Annotated in this window: 22 protein-coding genes; 15 read left to right on the forward strand and 7 right to left on the reverse strand. The window is 52.6% G+C overall.

What is annotated here, in order from left to right:
• Window positions 1-51: 51 nt before the first annotated feature.
• Window positions 52-147 (forward strand): putative translational regulatory protein ArgL, encoded by a 96-nt coding sequence (gene argL / locus OGV74_RS23420; RefSeq protein WP_370766361.1) that lies wholly within the window; start codon window positions 52-54, stop codon window positions 145-147.
• On the forward strand, window positions 117-1,121 hold the full coding sequence (gene argF / locus OGV74_RS22750; protein WP_003844898.1) for an ornithine carbamoyltransferase: 1,005 nt from the start codon (window positions 117-119) through the stop codon (window positions 1,119-1,121). The genes argL and argF (OGV74_RS22750) overlap by 31 nt, the downstream gene beginning before the upstream one ends.
• A 106-nt stretch (window positions 1,122-1,227) precedes the next feature.
• Here argF (OGV74_RS22750) and OGV74_RS22755 read toward each other — a convergent pair whose 3' ends face one another.
• Window positions 1,228-1,680: a YhcH/YjgK/YiaL family protein gene (locus tag OGV74_RS22755; RefSeq protein WP_003839618.1), complete on the reverse strand. Its 453-nt coding sequence runs from the start codon at window positions 1,678-1,680 to the stop codon at window positions 1,228-1,230.
• 672 nt (window positions 1,681-2,352) lie between these two features.
• Here OGV74_RS22755 and arcA point away from each other — a divergent pair.
• The 5 genes from arcA to OGV74_RS22780 all read left to right on the forward strand — a co-directional run bounded on the left by arcA (window position 2,353) and on the right by OGV74_RS22780 (window position 7,660).
• On the forward strand, window positions 2,353-3,573 hold the full coding sequence (arcA, locus tag OGV74_RS22760; protein WP_003025834.1) for an arginine deiminase: 1,221 nt from the start codon (window positions 2,353-2,355) through the stop codon (window positions 3,571-3,573).
• A gap of 9 nt (window positions 3,574-3,582) precedes the next feature.
• Complete coding sequence (gene arcC / locus OGV74_RS22765; RefSeq protein ID WP_048234071.1) at window positions 3,583-4,515, forward strand: carbamate kinase; 933 nt, start codon at window positions 3,583-3,585, stop codon at window positions 4,513-4,515.
• A 57-nt stretch (window positions 4,516-4,572) separates the two neighbouring features.
• Complete coding sequence (gene argF / locus OGV74_RS22770) at window positions 4,573-5,577, forward strand: ornithine carbamoyltransferase (protein ID WP_286521602.1); 1,005 nt, start codon at window positions 4,573-4,575, stop codon at window positions 5,575-5,577.
• A 55-nt stretch (window positions 5,578-5,632) separates the two neighbouring features.
• Entirely contained in the window at window positions 5,633-7,036 is a 1,404-nt protein-coding gene (locus OGV74_RS22775) for a YfcC family protein (RefSeq protein WP_071698795.1), read from the forward strand.
• A gap of 144 nt (window positions 7,037-7,180) precedes the next feature.
• The gene (locus OGV74_RS22780) at window positions 7,181-7,660 is read left to right on the forward strand and encodes an arginine repressor (protein WP_003839609.1); all 480 of its coding nucleotides are present in this window, start codon (window positions 7,181-7,183) and stop codon (window positions 7,658-7,660) included.
• Here the strand turns inward: OGV74_RS22780 and OGV74_RS22785 are convergent.
• Window positions 7,657-7,779 carry a hypothetical protein gene (locus OGV74_RS22785; protein WP_085951582.1) on the reverse strand — a complete coding sequence of 41 codons (123 nt, stop codon included), beginning with the start codon at window positions 7,777-7,779 and terminating at the stop codon, window positions 7,657-7,659. The genes OGV74_RS22780 and OGV74_RS22785 overlap by 4 nt on opposite strands.
• On the opposite strand from OGV74_RS22785, the gene pyrL reads away from it, so the two are divergent.
• The 4 genes from pyrL (at window position 7,759) to ridA (ending at window position 9,894) form a co-directional block, all read left to right on the forward strand.
• Window positions 7,759-7,860 carry a pyr operon leader peptide gene (pyrL, locus tag OGV74_RS22790; RefSeq protein WP_003025819.1) on the forward strand — a complete coding sequence of 34 codons (102 nt, stop codon included), beginning with the start codon at window positions 7,759-7,761 and terminating at the stop codon, window positions 7,858-7,860. The two genes, OGV74_RS22785 and pyrL, sit on opposite strands and share 21 nt — an antisense overlap.
• Before the next feature lie 36 nt (window positions 7,861-7,896).
• On the forward strand, window positions 7,897-8,832 hold the full coding sequence (gene pyrB / locus OGV74_RS22795; RefSeq protein WP_003025818.1) for an aspartate carbamoyltransferase: 936 nt from the start codon (window positions 7,897-7,899) through the stop codon (window positions 8,830-8,832).
• A 13-nt stretch (window positions 8,833-8,845) separates the two neighbouring features.
• Window positions 8,846-9,307 carry an aspartate carbamoyltransferase regulatory subunit gene (gene pyrI / locus OGV74_RS22800; protein WP_003025816.1) on the forward strand — a complete coding sequence of 154 codons (462 nt, stop codon included), beginning with the start codon at window positions 8,846-8,848 and terminating at the stop codon, window positions 9,305-9,307.
• Between the two features lie 200 nt (window positions 9,308-9,507).
• Complete coding sequence (gene ridA, locus OGV74_RS22805) at window positions 9,508-9,894, forward strand: 2-iminobutanoate/2-iminopropanoate deaminase (RefSeq protein WP_000047544.1); 387 nt, start codon at window positions 9,508-9,510, stop codon at window positions 9,892-9,894.
• A gap of 91 nt (window positions 9,895-9,985) precedes the next feature.
• Here ridA and OGV74_RS22810 read toward each other — a convergent pair whose 3' ends face one another.
• The 5 genes from OGV74_RS22810 to mgtL all read right to left on the reverse strand — a co-directional run bounded on the left by OGV74_RS22810 (window position 9,986) and on the right by mgtL (window position 16,317).
• Entirely contained in the window at window positions 9,986-11,272 is a 1,287-nt protein-coding gene (locus tag OGV74_RS22810) for a TRAP transporter large permease (RefSeq protein WP_003839607.1), read from the reverse strand.
• Window positions 11,273-11,302: 30 nt separating this feature from the next.
• Window positions 11,303-11,812 (reverse strand): TRAP transporter small permease, encoded by a 510-nt coding sequence (locus OGV74_RS22815; RefSeq protein ID WP_286521604.1) that lies wholly within the window; start codon window positions 11,810-11,812, stop codon window positions 11,303-11,305.
• A 62-nt stretch (window positions 11,813-11,874) separates the two neighbouring features.
• Complete coding sequence (locus OGV74_RS22820; protein ID WP_086504850.1) at window positions 11,875-12,852, reverse strand: TRAP transporter substrate-binding protein; 978 nt, start codon at window positions 12,850-12,852, stop codon at window positions 11,875-11,877.
• A gap of 378 nt (window positions 12,853-13,230) precedes the next feature.
• A complete protein-coding gene (mgtA, locus tag OGV74_RS22825) occupies window positions 13,231-15,939 on the reverse strand; it encodes a magnesium-translocating P-type ATPase (protein ID WP_048219843.1) in 2,709 nt (902 codons plus the stop codon).
• A 144-nt stretch (window positions 15,940-16,083) separates the two neighbouring features.
• A complete protein-coding gene (mgtL, locus tag OGV74_RS23320) occupies window positions 16,084-16,317 on the reverse strand; it encodes a mgtA regulatory leader peptide MgtL (protein WP_099975506.1) in 234 nt (77 codons plus the stop codon).
• An 11-nt stretch (window positions 16,318-16,328) separates the two neighbouring features.
• On the opposite strand from mgtL, the gene treR reads away from it, so the two are divergent.
• The 4 genes from treR (at window position 16,329) to nrdD (ending at window position 23,100) form a co-directional block, all read left to right on the forward strand.
• A complete protein-coding gene (treR, locus tag OGV74_RS22830; protein ID WP_003025788.1) occupies window positions 16,329-17,276 on the forward strand; it encodes a trehalose operon repressor TreR in 948 nt (315 codons plus the stop codon).
• A gap of 156 nt (window positions 17,277-17,432) precedes the next feature.
• Window positions 17,433-18,851 carry a PTS trehalose transporter subunit IIBC gene (gene treB, locus OGV74_RS22835; RefSeq protein ID WP_003025786.1) on the forward strand — a complete coding sequence of 473 codons (1,419 nt, stop codon included), beginning with the start codon at window positions 17,433-17,435 and terminating at the stop codon, window positions 18,849-18,851.
• Window positions 18,852-18,900: 49 nt separating this feature from the next.
• Complete coding sequence (gene treC / locus OGV74_RS22840; protein ID WP_086504848.1) at window positions 18,901-20,553, forward strand: alpha,alpha-phosphotrehalase; 1,653 nt, start codon at window positions 18,901-18,903, stop codon at window positions 20,551-20,553.
• Between the two features lie 408 nt (window positions 20,554-20,961).
• Entirely contained in the window at window positions 20,962-23,100 is a 2,139-nt protein-coding gene (gene nrdD, locus OGV74_RS22845) for an anaerobic ribonucleoside-triphosphate reductase (protein ID WP_003844922.1), read from the forward strand.
• Window positions 23,101-23,104: the final 4 nt, after the last annotated feature.

Here is a 23,104-nt window from a genome sequence, read left to right on the forward strand (position 1 = left end):
GCTGTCATTGCCTCCACCTTTCCAGGAAAGATTTGTTAAACAAGGTTGCAAATGAATAAACATACATATAAATTGAATTTTAATTCAATAAATGGCCTAAGCCATGTGAGGGAACCATGTCTGCGTTTTATCATAAACATTTTTTGAAACTGCTTGATTTCACCTCTGCTGAACTCACGTCACTGCTCCAGCTCGCCGCACAGCTAAAGGCAGATAAGAAAAACGGCACTGAAGTCGCAAAGCTCACCGGTAAAAACATCGCGCTCATCTTCGAAAAAGACTCAACCCGCACCCGTTGCTCTTTCGAAGTTGCCGCATACGACCAGGGCGCTCGCGTGACGTATCTCGGGCCAAGCGGCAGCCAGATTGGCCATAAAGAGTCGATCAAAGACACCGCCCGCGTGCTCGGCCGCATGTACGACGGTATTCAGTATCGGGGACACGGCCAGGAGATTGTCGAGACGCTGGCGGAATATGCCGGAGTTCCGGTGTGGAACGGATTAACCAACGAGTTTCATCCCACCCAGCTGTTGGCGGATCTGTTAACTATGCAGGAACACCTGCCGGGTAAAGCGTTTAATGAGATGACGCTGGTCTACACCGGTGATGCCCGCAACAATATGGGCAATTCCATGCTGGAAGCCGCTGCGTTAACTGGGCTGGATCTGCGCCTGGTCGCACCGCAGGCATGCTGGCCAGAGGAAAGTCTGGTTGCAGAGTGCAAAGCGCTGGCACAGAAAAACGGTGGCAATATTACGCTGACCGAAGATGTCGCCGCGGGCGTGAAAGGTGCGGACTTTATCTATACCGACGTCTGGGTATCAATGGGCGAAGCAAAAGAGAAGTGGGCCGAACGTATTGCGCTGCTGCGTAAGTACCAGGTTAATAGCACGATGATGGCGTTGACCGGCAATCCACAGGTGAAATTCCTGCACTGCCTGCCCGCATTTCATGACGATCAAACCACGCTTGGCAAACAAATGGCACAGGAATATGGTCTGCACGGCGGTATGGAAGTGACCGATGAGGTCTTTGAATCACCCGCCAGCATCGTATTTGATCAGGCGGAAAACCGGATGCACACCATCAAAGCGGTGATGGTGGCGACGCTGGCGAAGTGAGGGCATGGATCAAAAGAATGCCGGATGGCGATGCTAAGCATCTTATCCGGCCTACAACGGCGCTCTCGTAGGCCGGGCAAGGCGAAGCCGCCCCCGGCAAATACGCTTATGCCACTTGCATTTTCACCACGGCTTTGCGTACCAGCGCTGGAGCACCGACCGCGCACAGCGGTTTATGCACTTCACCCGGATAGAACACCACGAAATCACCTTCGTTCAGCACCACCGTCTTCTCCTGTACCCCTTCCGGCAGGAAGGCGATATCTTTATCCGCCAGCCAGTCAGTTTCCGGCGCGCCTGCAGGCTGCGTGCTGAAGGTCATTCCTTCCTGGCCTTTGAGCAGGATCTGAATATCCAGATAGCGAGCGTGATATTCGGCGCGGCGCTGTGCAAACGGCTCCGTCATATCTTCGGCAATCAGATAAAACAGGCGATCGCCGTCAATGTCGTGCTTACCTTTTTCCGTCGCATCCGTCACATGCGCTTTAATGTGTTCAATTGCCTGACGCAGCTCTTCCGGCAGCCAGGCATCCAGGTTGTGAATATTGCCAACAATCATCTCAAACCCCTTAATTAAAACATCGTTTCATTTTAGTTGTTATACGAAAAAACGGCCTGCCATACTACTGCTATTTGCCGATATTTTGCGTCAACGCATGTTTATCGCTGATGGTGTTAAATAATTGCTAACTCTCAGCAACAGGTTATGCATAAACTTTGCATAACTTTCGGCCACCCTTTTTCAAACAGATCAGTAACCAACTGTTATTAAAAGTTTTATTAGAAAAACCAGCTATCGATCACAGTTCACCTCTCCTTCGCTATCCTTCTTCATCGTCATATTTATTTTGAAATGAACTTTACCGCGCAAATAATAAAATCATATATTCGCATAATAATTCACAACACAGAAAAAAGCACAAATAAATCAATGTATTACTTATATTACAGCACACTAAAAGTGTACATAAAATTAACACCGATAAATAACAAGACATATTCCCGCGTAGTAATTCAATTATTCATGTTTTTATTTTATTAATTCTCCGAGCCATATCATAAATTAAACATCAAAAGTCAAATATCGACCTGACTGTGAAATAAATCACGTTTCCTCATCAAATAAGATCTAAATATAGATTCTGAAATCAGCTGAAAAGTCATGACTGCAATAAATATTATTTGCAGGCACATCCTCTTTATTTTTTAAAATCGTATTAAAGGAATAATGATGGAAAAGCATTATGTCGGGTCTGAAATCGGTCAATTACGTAGCGTAATGCTACATCGCCCTAATCTCAGCTTAAAAAGGCTGACGCCATCAAATTGCCAGGAACTGCTTTTTGATGATGTTCTTTCGGTAGAACGTGCAGGAGAAGAGCATGACATTTTCGCCAACACGTTACGTCAGCAAGGGATTGAGGTTCTGTTACTCACTGATTTATTGACACAAACCTTAGATGTCCAAGATGCCAAAGACTGGTTGCTGGAGACACAAATCTCTGATTATCGCCTTGGCCCCGCTTTCGCCACGGATATTCGCGCCTGGCTTGCAGATATGCAGCATCGGGAACTCGCCCGGCATTTAAGCGGTGGGCTAACCTACGGAGAAATTCCTGCCTCCATCAAAAATATGGTGGTCGATACTCACGATATTAATGACTTTATTATGAAGCCATTACCAAACCACTTATTTACCCGCGACACCTCATGCTGGATATATAACGGTGTGTCAATTAACCCAATGGCAAAAACCGCGCGGCAAAGAGAAACCAATAACCTGAGGGCGATCTACCGTTGGCACCCCCAATTTGCTGATGGTGAATTTATTAAATATTTCGGCGATGAAAATATTAATTACGACCACGCCACATTAGAAGGTGGAGATGTGCTGGTCATTGGTCGCGGCGCGGTACTCATCGGTATGTCAGAACGCACCACCCCGCAGGGCATTGAATTCCTTGCCCAGTCGCTGTTTAAGCATCGCCAGGCTGAACGCGTCATCGCGGTTGAACTGCCGAAACATCGCTCCTGTATGCACCTCGATACCGTCATGACCCACATTGATATCGATACCTTCTCCGTCTACCCGGAAGTGGTACGCCCGGATGTCCAGTGCTGGACCCTGACGCCAGACGGGCGCGGCGGCTTGAAACGCACCCAGGAAAGTACTCTGGTACATGCCCTCGAAAAAGCGCTGGGCCTTGACCAAATCACGCTGATAACCACCGGAGGCGACGCCTTCGAAGCTGAACGCGAACAGTGGAATGACGCCAACAACGTCCTGACGCTACGCCCCGGTGTGGTCGTGGGCTACGAGCGCAACATCTGGACCAACGAGAAATACGACAAAGCAGGCATCACCGTTTTACCCATTCCTGGCGACGAACTTGGACGCGGACGCGGCGGCGCACGCTGCATGAGCTGCCCACTGGAACGCGACGGTATTTAAGGAAAAGTCATGGAAAACAAACCTACTCTGGTTGTGGCGTTGGGCGGCAATGCGCTGCTCAAACGCGGCGAGCCGCTGGAAGCTGACATCCAGCGCAAGAACATTGAGCTGGCGGCAAAAACTATCGCTCAGCTCACACAGCAATGGCGCGTGATTCTGGTGCACGGCAATGGCCCGCAGGTTGGACTTTTGGCGTTGCAAAACAGTGCGTATGCCAGCGTCACCCCCTATCCGCTCGACATTCTCGGCGCGGAAAGTCAGGGAATGATTGGCTATATGCTGCAACAGGCGCTGAAAAACCAGCTTCCACAGCGTGAAATTAGTGTGCTGCTGACTCAGGTTGAAGTCGATGCCCGCGATCCAGCCTTCAGCAATCCGACCAAATATATCGGACCGATTTACGACGACGCTCAGGCTAAAACGCTACACGCGGAAAAGGGCTGGATTTTCAAAGCCGATGGCAAAGCGTTCCGCCGCGTTGTGCCCTCTCCACAACCCAAACGTATCGTTGAAAGTGATGCCATTCGTACATTGATCGCCCGCGATCATCTGGTGATTTGCAACGGCGGAGGCGGCGTACCGGTGGTGGAAAAAGCCGATGGCTACCACGGCATTGAAGCGGTGATCGACAAGGATCTCTCCGCCGCCCTACTCGCCCGCCAACTCCATGCCGATGCGTTGCTGATCCTCACCGATGCTGATGCCGTGTACCTCGACTGGGGCAAACCTACCCAGCGCCCGCTGTCCCAGGTCACCCCGGAACTGCTCGGTGAAATGCAATTCGACGCCGGTTCAATGGGCCCCAAAGTCACCGCCTGCGCGGAATTCGTCTCTCACTGTCGGGGAATTGCTGGCATCGGTTCACTGGCCGACGGTCCGGCCATTCTCGCCGGCGACAAAGGCACGCTAATTCGTCTCGAAACCACCGACGCTAACGCGTAGGACTTTTTTTTGCCGGATGACGGCTTCGCCTTATCCGGCCTACATAAGGACATTTTCATGACTGTTAACCTGAAAAATCGCAATTTTCTCAAACTGCTGGACTACACCCCGACGGAAATCCAGTACCTGATCGATCTGGCTATCGAGTTAAAAACGGCAAAAAAGGCCGGGCGCGAAAGACAGACGCTGGTCGGTAAAAATATCGCGCTGATCTTCGAAAAAACCTCAACCCGTACCCGCTGTGCCTTTGAAGTCGGCGCTTTCGATCAAGGCGCGCAGGTGACCTATCTCGGCCCAAGCGGATCGCAGATCGGCCATAAAGAATCAATGAAAGATACTGCCCGCGTGCTAGGCCGCATGTACGACGGCATTGAATATCGCGGATACGGCCAGGACATTGTGGAGGAACTGGGGCAATTTGCCGGAGTTCCTGTTTGGAATGGACTGACAAATGAATTTCACCCCACCCAGATCCTCGCGGATCTGATGACCATGCTGGAACACGCGCCGGGTAAAACCTTGCCGGAACTGAGTTTCGCTTATCTCGGTGACGCCCGCAATAACATGGGTAATTCGCTGATGGTTGGCGCAGCGAAAATGGGGATGGATATCCGTCTGGTCGCACCTAAATCCTTCTGGCCTGACGAGGCACTGGTTGCCGAATGCCGTGAAATTGCCAGCGTGACTGGCGCACGCATTACGCTCACAGAGGATGTTGAGGAAGGCGTATACGACGTCGATTTCCTCTACACCGATGTCTGGGTCTCTATGGGCGAACCCAAAGAAGCCTGGGCAGAACGCGTTAGCCTGATGACGCCCTATCAAATTAACCAGCGGGTCATCAACGCAATCGGTAACCCCAATGTGAAATTTATGCACTGTCTGCCCGCCTTCCATAACGAGCACACAAAGGTTGGACGTGAAATCGAAATGGCCTACGGCCTGAAAGGGCTTGAAGTCACGGAAGAGGTTTTTGAGTCAGCTCATTCCATCGTCTTCGACGAAGCAGAGAACCGGATGCATACCATTAAAGCGGTAATGGTAGCGACCCTCGGCGACTAACCCCAGCGGGCGTATGTCGCCTGACGGCATATGCCCAAGCTATCCGGAGAACATCATGGGCAAATTCAAATTTCCCAGCGCATATACCATCCTGTTTATTCTCATTGCACTCGTCGCGGTTATGACCTGGATAGTCCCGGCAGGGAAATACCAGATGGCGATGAATGCTACTCTGGGCAAAGAAGTGCCAGTTGCCGGTACTTATGCCCCCACAGAGGCGCACCCGCAAGGTTTTACCGCTGTACTGCTGGCCCCGATTGACGGTCTTTACAACCACGAAACCTATACCGCAGGCGCAATTGATGTGGCGTTGTTTGTCCTGATTATTGGTGGGTTTCTCGGCGTAGTAAACAAAACAGGCGCCATCGACGCAGGTATCGAGCGCGTGACGGTCAGGTTGAACGGTAAAGAGGAGTGGATGATCCCCATTCTAATGGGGCTTTTCGCCGCCGGAGGTACGATTTACGGGATGGCGGAGGAATCACTCCCATTCTACACATTGCTGGTTCCGGTCATGATGGCCGCACGCTTTGATCCGTTGGTTGCCGCCGCCACCGTTCTGCTCGGCGCGGGCATTGGCACACTCGGCTCGACAATCAACCCTTTCGCAACGGTTATCGCGGCTAACGCCGCCGGGATCCCCTTCACCCAGGGAATGCTGATGCGCATTCTGCTGCTGGTCGTCGGCTATGTTATCTGTGTGGTGTGGGTCATGCGTTATGCGCGCAAAGTCCGCAATCACCCGGAGTTGTCGATTGTGGCGGATAAAATGGAGGAAAACCGTGCGCATTTTCTCGGCAATCGCGGCAATACCAATCTTGAATTCACAGCCACGCGTAAGTGGATCCTGCTGATATTCGCCGCCGCCTTTGCGGTAATGATTTATGGCGTCGCAGTACTCGGATGGTGGATGGCAGAAATATCCGCAGTCTTTCTGGGTTCTGCCATTATCGTCGGCGTGATTGCCCGCATGAGTGAAGAAGCCTTCACCTGTACCTTCATTGACGGTGCGCGGGATCTGCTTGGCGTGGCGCTGATTATCGGCATTGCACGCGGTATCGTGGTGGTGATGGACAACGGCATGATCACCCACACTATTTTGCACAGCGCCGAAAATTTAGTCTCCGGTCTGTCCACCACCATTTTCATCAATGTAACCTACTGGCTGGAAGTATTGCTCTCCTTCCTGGTCCCTTCCTCGTCTGGCCTGGCGGTGCTCACGATGCCCATTATGGCCCCGCTGGCCGACTTCGCGCATGTACAGAGGGATCTGGTCGTCACCGCGTATCAATCCGCTTCCGGCATTGTGAATCTGATTACACCCACCTCAGCCGTCGTGATGGGTGGGTTAGCCATCGCCCGTGTTCCTTACGTGCGCTACCTGAAATGGGTCGCCCCGCTCCTGCTCATTTTGACGTTACTGAACATGGCCGTCCTGAGTATCGGCGCGATGTTGTAGCCCTTTTAGCCGTCGGATCCCGACGGCTTTTTTGAGCGCACTCTCGTTTTTCTGCGCAACCGCCCGTTTGAGCCGTTATTGATACTGCAAATGTGGTGAATTTCGCCATCACATTGATACAAATGATAAACTTAGGGTGTATTTATGAAGGAATTCGATGATTACTCGACCAAAGAGCAGAAACAATTGGCGATTTGTCAGCGCCTGATTAGCGAAAAAAGCTACCTTTCTCAGGAAGCGCTTCGCCGCGATCTCCAACACCATGGTTTTACCGGAATTAGCCAGTCAACGGTATCCCGTCTGCTGAAACTGCTCGGGGCTATAAAAATAAGAAATACAAAAGGGCAAAAAATTTATTCTGTAAATCCGCAGTCGCGCCCCGCTCCTGATGCTGCCCGATCGATTGCTGAAATGGTGGTCAGCGTTGAGCACAATAGCGAATTTATCCTCATCCACACGGCGGCAGGTTATGGCCGTGCCGTTGCCAGAATCCTCGATTACCACGCGTTACCAGAGATTCTGGGTGTCATCGCTGGCAGCAGTATTGTCTGGGTTGCGCCGCGAGTTGTGCAGCGAACGGGGCTGGTGCACAAGCAGATTAACTATCTATTTAAAATGAATTAAAATTCATAAGAACCGTTTGCGGTGAATAAATTGTGCATTTTCCGCTTGATCCCATAACGGAGCTGAGTATAATCGCGGACAATTTGCCGGGAGGATGTATGGTTCAGTGTGTACGACATTTTGTCTTACCGCGTCTGAAAAAGGACGCTGGCCTGCCGTTTTTCTTTCCGTTGATCACCCATTCCGAGCCCCTCAATTGAGGGGCTTTTTTTTTGCCCAGGCGTCAGGAGATAAACATGGCTAACCCGCTCTATCAAAAACACATCATTTCCATAAACGACCTCAGCCGCGATGACCTCAATCTGGTCCTCGCGACGGCGGCGAAATTAAAAGCTAACCCACAGCCGGAGCTGTTAAAGCATAAGGTTATCGCCAGTTGCTTCTTTGAAGCGTCAACCCGCACCCGTTTATCCTTTGAAACCTCCATGCACCGCCTGGGCGCCAGCGTGGTGGGTTTTTCTGACAGCAGCAACACGTCGCTGGGCAAAAAAGGCGAAACCCTGGCCGATACCATTTCCGTCATCAGCACCTATGTCGACGCCATCGTCATGCGTCATCCGCAGGAAGGCGCCGCACGTCTGGCTACAGAGTTCTCCGGTAACGTTCCGGTACTGAACGCAGGCGACGGCTCCAACCAACATCCCACCCAAACGCTGCTGGACCTGTTTACCATTCAGGAAACGCAGGGTCGCCTGGACAATCTCCACATCGCCATGGTGGGTGACCTGAAATATGGCCGTACCGTCCACTCCCTGACCCAGGCGCTGGCGAAGTTCGAAGGTAACCGTTTCTACTTCATCGCCCCGGACGCACTGGCCATGCCGCAATACATTCTGGATATGTTGAACGAAAAAGGTATCGCCTGGAGCCTGCACGGCACCATCGAAGAAGTGATGGCGGAGGTCGATATCCTCTACATGACCCGCGTACAAAAAGAGCGTCTGGACCCGTCCGAATACGCCAACGTGAAAGCACAGTTTGTCCTGCGCGCCAGCGATTTGAACGGTGCCAGAGCGAACATGAAGGTGCTGCATCCGCTGCCGCGCATCGATGAAATCACCACCGACGTCGATAAGACGCCGCACGCCTGGTATTTCCAGCAGGCTGGCAACGGCATCTTCGCCCGCCAGGCGTTACTGGCACTGGTACTGAATAGCGAACTGGCACTGTAAGGGAGAAAAAGAAATGACACACGATAACAAACTGCAGGTTGAAGCCATCAAACGTGGCACCGTGATTGACCACATTCCCGCACAGGTTGGTTTTAAGCTGCTGACGCTGTTCAAACTGACGGAAACCGACCAACGTATCACCATCGGTCTGAACCTGCCGTCTGGCGAGATGGGCCGTAAGGATCTGATTAAAATCGAAAACACGTTCCTGACCGACGAGCAGGTAAACCAGCTCTCCCTGTACGCCCCGCAGGCAACGGTAAACCGCATTGACGATTACGACGTAGTGGGTAAATCACGTCCGAGCCTGCCTGAGCGTATCGATAACGTGCTGGTTTGCCCGAACAGCAACTGCATCAGTCATGCTGAGCCGGTTTCTTCCAGTTTTGCAGTGAAAAAACGTGCCGATGACATCGCACTCAAATGCAAATACTGTGAAAAAGAGTTTTCGCATTATGTGGTGCTGGCCAACTAATTGGGGTTGGTTATGAGATCCCGGCTCCCGTTACACATAAGCATTCGCAATGCATCGAGGCGGCAAGTCCGATTATCACTGGGAGCATAGTAAACTATGTGACCAGGGTAAGAGGACGTAGCCAACGAAGAGGCAGTGTGAAGGATGACGTGTATAATGGGCGGGAACATTCTACTACCGCTGTAAATTCAGGAGAAATCATGAGCAAGACTATCGCGACGGAAAATGCACCAGCAGCAATCGGCCCATACGTTCAGGGCGTTGACCTGGGTAGCATGGTAATCACTTCCGGTCAGATCCCGGTCGATCCGAAAACCGGTGCCGTAGCGGAAGACGTATCCGCTCAGGCACGTCAGTCGCTGGAAAACGTAAAAGCTATCGTTGAAGCAGCAGGCCTGAAAGTGGGCGACATCGTAAAAACGACCGTTTTCGTTAAAGACCTGAACGATTTCGCCACCGTAAACGCGACCTACGAAGCATTCTTCACCGAGCACAACGCGACCTTCCCGGCGCGTTCTTGCGTAGAAGTTGCCCGTCTGCCGAAAGACGTGAAAATCGAGATTGAAGCGATCGCCGTTCGTCGCTAAGTCTCCTTGTGCCGGATGGCGGCTTCGCCTTATCCGGCCTACGCAAGCGTAGTTTGTAGGCCCGGTAAGCGTGAGCGCCACCGGGCATTTATCACATCACGCCAAACAATTTCGGCAGGAAAAGCGAAATCGCCGGAATGTACGTCACCAACATCAACACCAGGAATAGCACAAGGTAGAACGGCAGCATCGCCTTTACCACCTGTTCTATTTTCTGCTTACTCACCGCACTGGCCACAAACAGCACTGACCCTACCGGCGGCGTAATCAGGCCGATCCCTAAGTTCACCAGCATGATCATGCCAAAATGGACCGGATCAATACCGAGCGCGTTGGTCACCGGCAGCAGAACCGGCGTCAAAATCAGGATCAGCGGCGCCATATCCATCAGCGTGCCGATCAGCAGCAGCATGATGTTAATGCACATCAGAATGACGTATTTGTTGTCCGAGATGCTGGTGAAGGCTTCGGTAATACGCATCGGCAACTGCATATAAGTCATGACAGCGCCGAACGCAGCGGCAAAGCCTATCAGGATCATGACGATCGTGACTGTTTTCACCGTGCGGAACATCAGCTTTGGCAGCTCGGACCATTTATAGTCACGATAGATAAACATGGTGACAAAGAAGGCCCACAGGCAGGCAATCGCCGCAGATTCCGTCGCGGTAAAGATACCTGACAAGATACCGCCCATGATGATCACAACCGTCATCAGGCCCCACAGCGTATCGACGAAAATCTTCAGCGCCTGGCGAAACGGTACGCGTTCCCCTTTTGGATAACCGCGCTTGTGCGCAAAAGCCACGCACATTACCATCAGACTGAAACTTAACAGCAGGCCCGGCAGGATCCCGGCGATGAACAGTGCGGCAATCGACACCGTTCCGCCTGTAGCCAGCGAGTAAATAACCGAGTTATGGCTGGGCGGCGTAAGAATCGCCTGCACCGAACCACTGGCCGTTACCGCCGCGGCAAAGTCGCGCGGATAACCTTTTTTATCCATTTCCGGGATCATTACCGAACCAATGGATGCGGTATCCGCTACAGACGATCCAGAAATAGCGCCAAAAAAGGTTGATGCCACAATGTTTACCAGCGACAGTCCGCCGCGAATAAAGCCAACAAAAATATAGGCAAAGTTCACCAGTCGCCGCGCAATTCCCCCTTCGGCCATGATCGCTCCGGCCAAAATAAAGAACGGGATCGCCAGCAGGGAGAACTTATTCACCCCGCTGGTCAGTTGGATCATCACCGCTTCCAGCGGAATATCTATGTACCAGGCGCCAATGATGGCGCTAATGCCAACCGCATACGCTACCGGTACCCCAATTGCCAGCATAATGCCGAGCGTAAAGACGAGAATAAATGCATCCATCTGCTTTCCTTTCTGAAATGGGGGCAGTAACTAGCTGGTCGATCCCAGCATGACAACGGGACGTTGGTACTGCGGACCACGGGAAATCTTTTCTGCGATAAACAGCAGCGTTATGGCAGAGCCAATCGGCAATGGAAGGTAGTTTTGCCCGGCGCTTAAAAGCGGGAATTCGGCCACGGGCTGTCCCCACAGCTCAAGACAGAGATTGGTTCCGTACCAGAGGATAAAAAGGCTTATCGCCACTAACATAACGTCAGCGATTACAGAGCAATAACGGCGGGAAGCATCACCCAGACGGTCAATCACCATACTTACCGCGATATGCGAGCCTGCACGATAGCTCACCGCCGCGCCAATAAAGGTGAATGTCACCATACACAGAATAGCGACGGGTTCAGGCCATGACAGGGCGTTATTCAGAACATAACGCGCGAATATACCAATGGGGATAATGGCGACCATGACTAATAATGCGATACCGGCAATCCACATTGACACCCGATAAAGAAAATCCATTACCGATGAATAGCATTCACCCATAATCATCACCTCGAATTAATCAAAAGATTCAGGCGGAGGGTTGATATCCTCCACCTGATGAATTACTTCACATCCTGAATTCGTTTGATCAAATCCTGGTGGTCTTTACCGTAATTATCCCGCACTGACTGCGTGGCTTTATAGAAATAGTCCGTATCAATATCGTGGAACTGAACGCCGTTGGCTTTCATGGTCTCCAGCGATTTTGCATTATAATCCCGCCAAAGTTTTCGTTGCTCTACCTGTGCTTCTTTGGCGAGTTTAATAATGAGGTCCTGGTCTTCTTTTTTTAACTTATCCCATTTGGCTTTCGAGAACAGAAAAAGCTCAGGAATAATAAAGTGTTTGCTCCAGGTATAGTTTTTCACGACCGGCAAATAGTTATGCGCAACAAACGTTGGCGGGTTATTTTCCGTGCCATCAATAACGCCGGTCTGCATGCCGCTAAATACTTCACTAACGCCCATGACAACGGAATTCGCGCCCATCGCTTTCAGGGTATCCAGCGCTATCGGACTCCCTTGAACACGGATTTTCATACCGTGTAAATCTTCCGGTTTCACCACTGGATTTTTGGTGATCAGGTTGCGCGTTCCGGCATCCATCCAGCCGAGGAACACCAGCCGCGATTTGGCGTTGGCCGTCAGGCGGTCGCCAATCTCCTGACCAATCATGCCGTCGAGAACCTTATGCAGATGGTCTTCATCACGGAAAATATATGGCAGGGTAAACACGTTAATTTCAGGGAGAATAGCGGCGACTGGCGTCATTGAGACACGAATAATATCGATAGCGCCTAATTGCGCCTGCTCAATCATCTGTTTTTCGTCGCCTAACACACCACCGGGAAAGGTTTTAATCTCCAGACGACCTTCGGTGGCGGCGCTAAGTTTTTCCCCCATATGTTTCACGGCAACAACGTTCGGGTAATCAGCCGGATGCACATCTGCGGCGCGAAAGGTTTGTGCCAGCGTTGCATGACTCGCCAGTAATACAGACGCGCCAATACACAGACTTAACAGGTTTTTTGTCAGTTTCATTTGTCCTTCTCCAGAAGTTCATAATATCCATTAACAGGAATAGCTTGCAGAGCAAATGACTGCCGGAATTAAAAACGGGCAGCGAGAAACTTTCTTAACGACGTTACCTGCGCAGACTAACTGGTGTAACAATTTATTTCGATGACTACGTTCACAAAAAATCGCAGACAGTTAAATTTTTTAGCACGCTGTTTCATTTTTGCAATGCAGATCGTTTTATTGATAAAAAAACAACGCAAGAAAGGCGATTTGATACTAACAACCCGCGTTAGTATTTCAATAAAAATAAAACACCAATATTTCGGGAGAATATCTTTCGAATGAAAAAGAGAAATGCAGGATGGTATTAACACCATCCTGCAGAAGAGAAGTTGAGGATTACTGCCAGCCGTAGCGGCGGCTATAAAAACCTTTCACAAGCTGGGTTAATGTCATGTAACCCGCCAGAATCGCAATCAGCCACGGGAAGTAGCTCAGCGGCAGCGCCTGCAATTGCAGATAGCTGGCCAGCGGCGAGAACGGTAATGCAATGCCCACCACCATTACCACCAGCGTCATCAGCATCAGCGGCCATGCGGCGCGGCTTTGGATGAACGGCACGCGACGGGTACGGATCATATGCACAATCAGCGTTTGCGACAGCAGGCCCACCACGAACCAGCCAGACTGGAACAATGTCTGATGTTCAGGCGTATTGGCATGGAAGACGAACCACATCAGGCAGAAAGTCAGAATGTCAAAGATCGAGCTGATCGGTCCAAAGAAGATCATAAAGCGGCCCAACTCGGCGGGATTCCAGCGCTGCGGCTTTTTGATCTGCTCTTCATCAACGTTATCAAACGGAATCGCCACCTGGGATACATCGTACAGCAGGTTCTGAATCAGTAAGTGCAACGGCAACATCGGCAGGAACGGTAAGAAGGCGCTCGCCACCAGCACGCTAAACACATTACCGAAGTTAGAACTGGCCGTCATTTTGATGTACTTCAGCATGTTAGAGAAGGTACGGCGTCCTTCGATTACCCCTTCTTCCAGCACCATCAGGCTCTTTTCCAGCAGGATGATATCAGCCGCTTCGCGGGCAATATCAACCGCGCCATCAACGGAGATACCAATGTCCGCCGCGCGCAGCGCCGGAGCGTCGTTAATGCCATCCCCCATAAAGCCGACCACATGACCTTCGCGCTTGAGCAGCGTGACAATACGCTCCTTGTGCATTGGTGTCAGGCGGGCAAACAGCGTGGTGCGCTGGGCAAGTTGGGCCAGCTCGTCGTCACTTAACCCCTCAATGCTGCTACCGATAACCACATCGCCCGCATCCAGCCCCACTTCATGACACACTTTCGCCGCCACCAGCTCGCTATCGCCCGTCAGAATTTTCACCGTAATACCGCTGGCTTTCAGCGCTTTAAGCGCCGGTGCGGTGGTCTCTTTCGGCGGATCGAGGAACGCGATATAGCCTTCGAGGATCAGATCGGATTCATCAATACGCTGGTAATCACCTTCACGCGCTGGCAGGTATTTCGTCGCCACCGCCACCACGCGCAGCCCCTGGCGGTTCAGCGTGTCCGTGACGCGTTTCACCCGACGCAGCATGTTGTCATCTAACGGAACAATCTCACCATTGTGGCGCACCTGGGTACACACGCTGAGGATCTCCTGTAGTGCCCCTTTACAGACCAACTGGTGCACATCGGTTTCTTCTGCCACCACCACCGACATGCGGCGACGTTCGAAATCAAACGGGATCTCATCGATTTTTTGCCAGCGGGTAGAGAGACGGCGTGCGGATTCTTCGTCCACGCCTTCCAGCACTGCCGTATCCAGCAGATTCTTCAGCCCGGTCTGGTAGTGGCTGTTCAGCCACGCAGAATGCAGGACGTGTTCGCTGGGCTTTCCAGATATATCAGTATGATTCTCCAGCACTATTTTATCTTGTGTCAGAGTGCCGGTTTTATCGGTGCACAGAATATCCATCGCGCCAAAGTTCTGGATAGCGTCGAGGTGTTTAACGATAACCTTTTGTTTTGACAGCTTCACCGCCCCACGCGCCAGCGTAGAGGTGACGATCATCGGCAGCATTTCTGGAGTCAGTCCCACCGCCACAGACAGCGCAAACAGCGCCGCTTCCCACCAGTCACCTTTGGTATAACCGTTGATGATCAGCACAATCGGCGCCATCACCAGCATAAAGCGGATCAGCAGCATGCTGACACGGCTGATCCCTTTCTGGAAGGCATTCTGCTCGCTTTCCTGCTCGCTGACGCGGCCCGCCAGTTGCCCGAACCAGGTATTGGCCCCGGTCGCAATCACGATGGCCTGCGCCGTGCCGCTCACCACATTGGTGCCCATAAAGCACAGGGTATCGCATTCCAGCGGGTTGCTTTGCTGCGGGTCGCGGCTGGTTGCAACTTTCTCTACCGGCAGCGATTCACCGGTCAGCGAAGCCTGAGCCACAAACAGGTCACGAGCCTGTACCACGCGCAGATCGGCCGGGATCATATCCCCTGCCGCCAGTTTGATAATATCGCCAGGAACCAACTGATCGATCGGCAGTTCAACCCAACCGTTCTCCCCTTTCTCGTTGATAACGCGCAGCACCGTGGCGGTGTTGCTGACCATCGCTTTCAACGCATCCGCCGCTTTGGTGGAACGCGCCTCCTGCACAAAATTCAGCAGCGTCGAGATGGCGACCATCAGCGCGATGACGCCAGCAGCGAACAGATCCTCGGTGGCATAGGAAATCGCACCAAGGATGGTCAGCAGAATATTAAACGGGTTGCGGTAGCAGACCCACAGATGCACCCACCAGGGCGACGGCTTCTGCGCCGGCAACTGGTTTTCGCCATGGATTTCGCGAGCGTTCTCGACTTCTGCGGCGTTCAACCCTTCTGGGTGCGCGCCGAACGTTTTCCACAGCGCGGCTTCGTCCATCAGCGCCATTTTCAGGCAATGTTCGCTCAGCGAGGGTGGGATCGGTGTGCTGGCAACGGTTTGCGCATTGGGTAGCGGATCGCGATGCACCAGACGATGCGGTAGATGGCGGTTTAACCGGGCAAATAGCTGGCGAGTAATATTTTTGAACATAGGCAGTCCCCCTGCACCAGTATAAACAGGCGCAGTAAATCCTTCAGGCGTGGCGAAGCCTTGCCTGATGGCAATCTCAAAATCGTAACAGGGACGTCAGAACGTCACTGTCTTACGCATCCGGTAAGACAGTGAAAGACAGGCTTACCGGAAAGGGTTGTTTCTCCGTCTCGGGAGAGGGGTGGGATCGGGATCCATATAGCCTCCGGTAAGTGAAAGATTTGCGCTGCGGATTATACGCAGAAAACCATAAGGTTTGTGGCAATTATGGCGGTATGATACAGCACGGAAACTAAACCAAATGTATACCAGACTTTGCCCATTGCACTGCGCTTGAGTAAAGTTATTCTCTATTTGGCATAACTTCACACGCAACATGGGAAAACAGGATGCAAAATCGGCTGACCATTAAAGACATCGCCCGCTTAAGCGGTGTGGGAAAATCAACCGTTTCCCGTGTGCTCAACAATGAAAGCGGCGTGAGTGAACGCACCCGCGAGCGCGTTGAAGCGGTGATGAATCAGCACGGTTTTTCCCCTTCCCGCTCCGCACGCGCCATGCGTGGGCAAAGCGACAAGGTAGTGGCGATTATCGTCACGCGTCTGGACTCGCTTTCGGAAAATCTCGCCGTGCAGACCATGCTGCCCGCCTTTTATGAACAGGGTTACGATCCGATCATGATGGAAAGCCAGTTCTCACCCGAACTGGTTGAAGAACATCTCGGCATGCTCCGACGCCGTAATATTGACGGCGTGGTGCTGTTTGGTTTTACCGGCATTACTGAATCCATGCTCACCACCTGGCAGGATTCGCTGGTGCTGCTGGCAAGAGATGCCAAAGGCTTTGCCTCGGTCTGCTATGACGATGAGGGTGCCATTCGCACCCTGATGCAGCGTTTATATGAACGCGAGCATCGCCATATTAGCTTTCTTGGCGTTCCTCATAGCGACGTGACCACCGGTAAGCGCCGCCATGAAGCTTATCTGGCATTCTGTAAGAAACACAAATTGCATCCGGTTGCCGCGCTGCCGGGTCTGGCCATGAAGCAGGGCTATGAGCAGGCCGCCAGTGTCATCACCCCGGAAACCACCGCATTAGTCTGCGCGACGGACACCCTCGCCCTTGGGGTCAGCAAATACCTGCAGGAGCAGCGAATTGAGAACCTGCAGTTGGCGAGCGTGGGCAGCACGCCGCTGATGAAATTCCTCCATCCGGAAATTATCACCGTCGACCCAGGATACGCCGAAGCCGGGCGACAAGCGGCCTCTCAGCTGATCGAGCAGATCAACGGCCGCAGCGAACCACGACAAATCGTTATTCCTTCCACCCTCTCCTGACCGCTTTCTGAGCGTTAATTTGTGATCTTTGCTGCGTTTCGGGAACGTTCCCATTTTTAAATATTCATCGACGATATACTCTGGCGCCAACAACGCGAGAGTTGCCGGATGGCGATCTAACGCGTCTTATCCGGCCTACGGGGAACACACGTCATCATGAGCAAAATAAAACAAGCAGACATCGACCGGCTGATTGAGCTGGTAGGCGGGCGCGACAATATCGCCACGGTAAGTCACTGCATTACTCGCCTGCGTTTTGTGCTGAATCAGCCTGCGAACGCCAGGCCGAAAGAGATCGAACAGTTGCCGATGGTCAAAGGCTGCTTCACCAACGCCGGGCAATTTCAGGTGGTGATTGGCACCGAGGTAGGTGATTACTACAAAGCGCTGCTGGCGACTACCGGACAAGCCAGCGCCGACAAAGAGCAGGCGAAAAAAGCGGCACGGCAGAATATGAAATGGCATGAACAGCTGATTTCTCATTTTGCGGAGATCTTCTTCCCGCTGCTGCCCGCGCTGATTAGCGGCGGCTTGATCTTAGGTTTCCGTAACGTGATCGGCGATCTGCCGATGAGCAATGGCCAGACGCTGGCGCAGATGCATCCTTCGCTGAAAACCCTTTACGACTTCCTGTGGCTGATTGGCGAGGCGATCTTCTTCTATTTGCCGGTCGGGATCTGCTGGTCGGCGGTGAAGAAAATGGGCGGTACGCCGATCCTCGGTATTGTGCTGGGCGTAACCCTGGTTTCACCGCAGTTAATGAACGCTTATTTGCTCGGTCAGCAGGTACCGGAAGTGTGGAACTTCGGCCTGTTCAGCATTGAGAAAGTGGGCTACCAGGCGCAGGTCATTCCGGCATTGCTGGCTGGTCTGGCGCTCGGGTTTATTGAAACACGCATGAAGCGCATCGTGCCGGATTATCTGTATCTGGTGATCGTCCCGGTGTGCTCGCTGATCATTGCGGTGTTCCTCGCGCACGCCTTCATCGGTCCGTTTGGTCGCATGATCGGCGACGGTGTCGCGTTTGCGGTCCGCCATCTGCTGACCGGCAGTTTTGCTCCGATTGGCGCGGCCCTGTTCGGCTTCCTGTACGCCCCGCTGGTGATCACCGGTGTGCATCAGACCACGCTGGCTATCGACATGCAGATGATTCAGAGCATGGGCGGCACGCCGGTATGGCCACTGATCGCACTGTCGAATATCGCTCAGGCTTCTGCGGTGGTCGGGATCATTATCTCCAGTCGCAAGCACAACGAACGTGAAATCTCCGTTCCTGCCGCGATCTCTGCTTATCTTGGAGTAACTGAACCAGCAATGTACGGGATCAACCTGAAATACCGCTTCCCGATGCTGTGCGCGATGATCGGCTCCGGTCTCGCCGGACTGCTGTGCGGCCTGAACGGTGTGCTGGCAAACGGGATTGGCGTCGGCGGTTTGCCGGGCATCCTCTCCATCCAGCCGACTTATTGGCAGGTATTTGGCATGGCGATGGTCATTGCGATTGTTATCCCAATGATACTGACCTCATTTGTTTACCAGCGTAAATACCGTCTGGGCACATTACAAATTATCTAACTTTTCTTCGGGGCGCAGTTGCGCCCCAGCGTATTTCCAGGAAACAACCATGAATATTCCCCACTGGTGGCAAAACGGCGTTATCTATCAGGTTTACCCCAAGAGTTTTCAGGACACTACCGGCAGCGGCACCGGCGATTTACGCGGCGTGACGCAGCGCCTCGACTATCTGCAAAAACTGGGAGTCGATGCCATCTGGCTGACGCCATTCTATATTTCGCCGCAGGTTGATAACGGTTACGACGTCGCAGATTACCTGTCTGTCGATCCGGCCTACGGTACGCTGGAAGATTTTGACGAACTGGTGACGCAGGCGAAAGCGCGCGGCATCCGTATTATTCTCGATATGGTGTTTAACCACACCTCAACCCAGCACGCCTGGTTTCGTGAAGCGCTGGATAAAGACAGCCCGTATCGTCAGTTTTATCTCTGGCGCGACGGCACGCCAGACAGCCCGCCGAATAACTGGCGTTCCAAATTTGGCGGTAACGCCTGGGGCTGGCACGCCGAAAGCGAGCAGTACTATCTGCACCTCTTTGCTCCGGAGCAGGCCGATCTGAACTGGGAAAATCCGGCGGTACGCGCCGAGCTAAAAAAAGTCTGTGAGTTCTGGGCCGATCGCGGCGTGGACGGATTGCGCCTCGACGTGGTGAATCTTATCTCTAAAGATCAGGACTTCCCGCACGATCCCGACGGCGATGGGCGGCGTTTTTATACCGACGGCCCGCGCGCGCATGCGTTTTTACGCGAGATGAACCGCGACGTCTTCACGCCACGCGGCCTGATGACGGTGGGCGAGATGTCTTCCACCACACTGGAAAATTGCCAGCAGTACGCCGCGCTCGATGGCAGCGAACTGTCGATGACCTTTAACTTTCACCACCTGAAAGTGGATTACCCCAACGGTGAGAAGTGGACGTTAGCCAAACCCGATTATGTCGCGCTGAAAACCCTGTTCCGTCACTGGCAGCAAGGCATGCACAATCAGGCCTGGAACGCGCTGTTCTGGTGTAACCACGATCAGCCGCGCATCGTGTCGCGTTTTGGCGATGAAGGTAAATACCGCATTCCGTCGGCCAAAATGCTGGCGATGGTGCTGCATGGCATGCAGGGCACGCCCTATATCTACCAGGGTGAAGAGATCGGCATGACCAACCCGCACTTCAGCCAGATTACCGATTATCGCGATGTGGAAAGCCATAACATGTTTGCCGAACTGAACGGTCAGGGGCGGGATGCCGACGAACTGCTGGCGATCCTCGCCAGTAAATCCCGCGATAACAGCCGCACGCCGATGCAGTGGGATGCCAGCCAACACGCGGGCTTTACCGAGGGCGAGCCATGGATCAATCTGTGTGACAACGCGGCGGAGATCAACGTGGTTGCAGCACTGAACGATACCGACTCGGTGTTCTACACCTATCAGAAACTGATCGCATTGCGCAAAGCGGAGCCAGTTATTACCTGGGGCAACTATCAGGATCTGTTACCGGACAGCCCACATCTGTGGTGTTACCAACGCGAGTGGCAAGGGCAGCGGCTGCTGGTCATTGCTAATCTGAGCGATGCCTTCCAGAACTGGCAGCCAGCCTTGGCCGATGGAAACTGGCAGGTGCTGATGCACAACTATGCCGAGGTCGCCAGCCAACCTGGGGACATGACACTACGTCCTTTTGAGGCCGTCTGGTGGGTACAAAAATAGCTTGCAATTATGTTCAAGCCCGGTACGCATAGCGCTGCCGGGCGTTGCTACATGCGCTTAGCTTACCCTACTGTTTTTGTTGAATAATTAATCAGAATTTTCTGCCCATAATTTACAATCGCTGTACTGCCCGTCATCTGTACGCTCCGATTTTTACTTTGCGCTACATCAAATAAACCGTAAACATCCTTGATGCAAATCACTACATATAGAACTTAAAATGCACGCCGACCCAATATGTTGTATTAATCGACTACAATTGCTACAACTACAGTGCACCGCTTTACGGTGAAATTGTGGATAAAGTGGGTCAGGATTGCGGGAAGTCATTGGCAATAGAGATGAATAAAGCCATGGCCGCTTCCCCAACCTCTGTGGATAACCTGTTCTTATAAATATGGAGTGATCATGACACCGCATGTGATGAAACGAGATGGCTGTAAAGTGCCGTTTAAATCAGAGCGCATCAAAGAAGCCATTCTGCGTGCAGCTAAAGCAGCGGGAGTCGATGACGCAGATTACTGTGCCACCGTCGCAGAAGTCGTTAGTAGCCAGATGAATGAGCGCAGCCAGGTCGATATCAACGAGATCCAGACAGCGGTAGAAAACCAGCTGATGTCTGGTCCGTACAAACAACTCGCCCGTGCGTACATCGAATATCGCCACGACCGTGATATACAGCGTGAAAAGCGTGGCCGTCTGAACCAGGAAATTCGTGGTCTGGTTGAGCAAACCAACTCTGCTCTGCTGAACGAAAACGCCAACAAAGACAGCAAAGTGATCCCGACCCAGCGTGACCTGCTGGCCGGTATCGTCGCCAAACACTATGCGCGTCAGCACCTGCTGCCGCGTGATGTCGTCCAGGCGCACGAGCGTGGTGATATTCACTATCACGATCTCGACTACTCTCCGTTCTTCCCAATGTTTAACTGCATGCTGATCGACCTGAAAGGCATGCTGACGCAGGGCTTTAAGATGGGTAACGCGGAGATTGAGCCGCCAAAATCCATCTCCACCGCTACGGCCGTCACCGCGCAAATTATCGCGCAGGTTGCCAGCCATATTTATGGCGGTACCACCATTAACCGTATTGACGAAGTTCTCGCACCATTCGTGACCGAGAGCTTTAACAAGCATCGCAAAACCGCTGAAGAGTGGCAGATCCCGGATGCCGACGGTTATGCGCATTCCCGTACCGAGAAAGAGTGCTACGACGCATTCCAGTCCCTCGAGTATGAAGTGAATACCCTGCATACCGCTAACGGCCAGACGCCGTTCGTCACCTTCGGTTTTGGCCTGGGAACCAGTTGGGAATCACGTTTGATCCAGCAGTCCATTCTGCGTAACCGCATTGCGGGCCTCGGTAAAAATCGTAAAACCGCTGTGTTCCCGAAACTGGTGTTTGCGATTCGTGACGGTCTGAACCACAAATTTGGCGATCCTAACTACGACATCAAACAGCTGGCGCTGGAATGTGCAAGCAAGCGCATGTATCCGGACATCCTGAACTACGATCAGGTAGTGAAAGTGACCGGTTCGTTCAAAACGCCGATGGGCTGTCGCAGCTTCCTCGGCGTGTGGGAAAACGAGAACGGCGAACAGATTCACGACGGGCGTAACAACCTCGGCGTTATCAGCCTCAACCTGCCGCGTATCGCGCTGGAAGCCCACGGCGATGAAGCCACCTTCTGGAAACTGCTCGACGATCGACTGGTGCTGGCACGTAAAGCGCTGATGACACGCATTGCGCGTCTGGAAGGCGTGAAAGCTCGCGTGGCGCCAATCCTGTATATGGAAGGTGCCTGCGGCGTGCGTCTGAAAGCGGACGATGACGTGTCAGAAATCTTTAAAAATGGCCGCGCGTCTATCTCGCTGGGTTACATCGGCATTCACGAAACCATTAACGCACTGTTTGGTGACAAACATCTGTACGACAGCGAGCAGCTTCGCGCCAAAGCTATCGCCATTGTCGAACGCCTGCGTCAGGCAGTCGATCAGTGGAAAGACGAGACCGGCTACGGCTTCAGCCTGTACAGCACACCAAGTGAAAACCTGTGCGATCGTTTCTGCCGTCTGGATACCGCCGAGTTTGGCGTGGTGCCGGGTGTTACCGACAAAGGTTACTATACCAACAGCTTCCACCTCGATGTGGAGAAAAAGGTTAACCCGTACGACAAGATCGATTTCGAAGCGCCATACCCGCCGCTGGCGAGTGGAGGCTTCATTTGCTACGGCGAATACCCGAATATTCAACACAACCTGAAAGCACTGGAAGACGTCTGGGATTACAGCTATCAGCACGTGCCGTATTACGGGACCAACACGCCAATTGATGAATGCTACGAGTGCGGCTTTACCGGTGAGTTCGAGTGCACCAGCAAAGGCTTTACCTGCCCGAAATGTGGTAACCACGACGCCGCGCGCGTGTCGGTCACCCGCCGCGTCTGCGGTTATTTAGGCAGCCCGGACGCCCGTCCGTTTAACGCCGGTAAGCAGGAAGAAGTGAAGCGCCGCGTTAAGCATTTGGGTAATGGGCAGATAGGTTAATTTC

The sequence above is a fragment of the Citrobacter sp. Cf116 genome (genome assembly GCF_030336505.1).
GTDB lineage: Bacteria > Pseudomonadota > Gammaproteobacteria > Enterobacterales > Enterobacteriaceae > Citrobacter > Citrobacter freundii.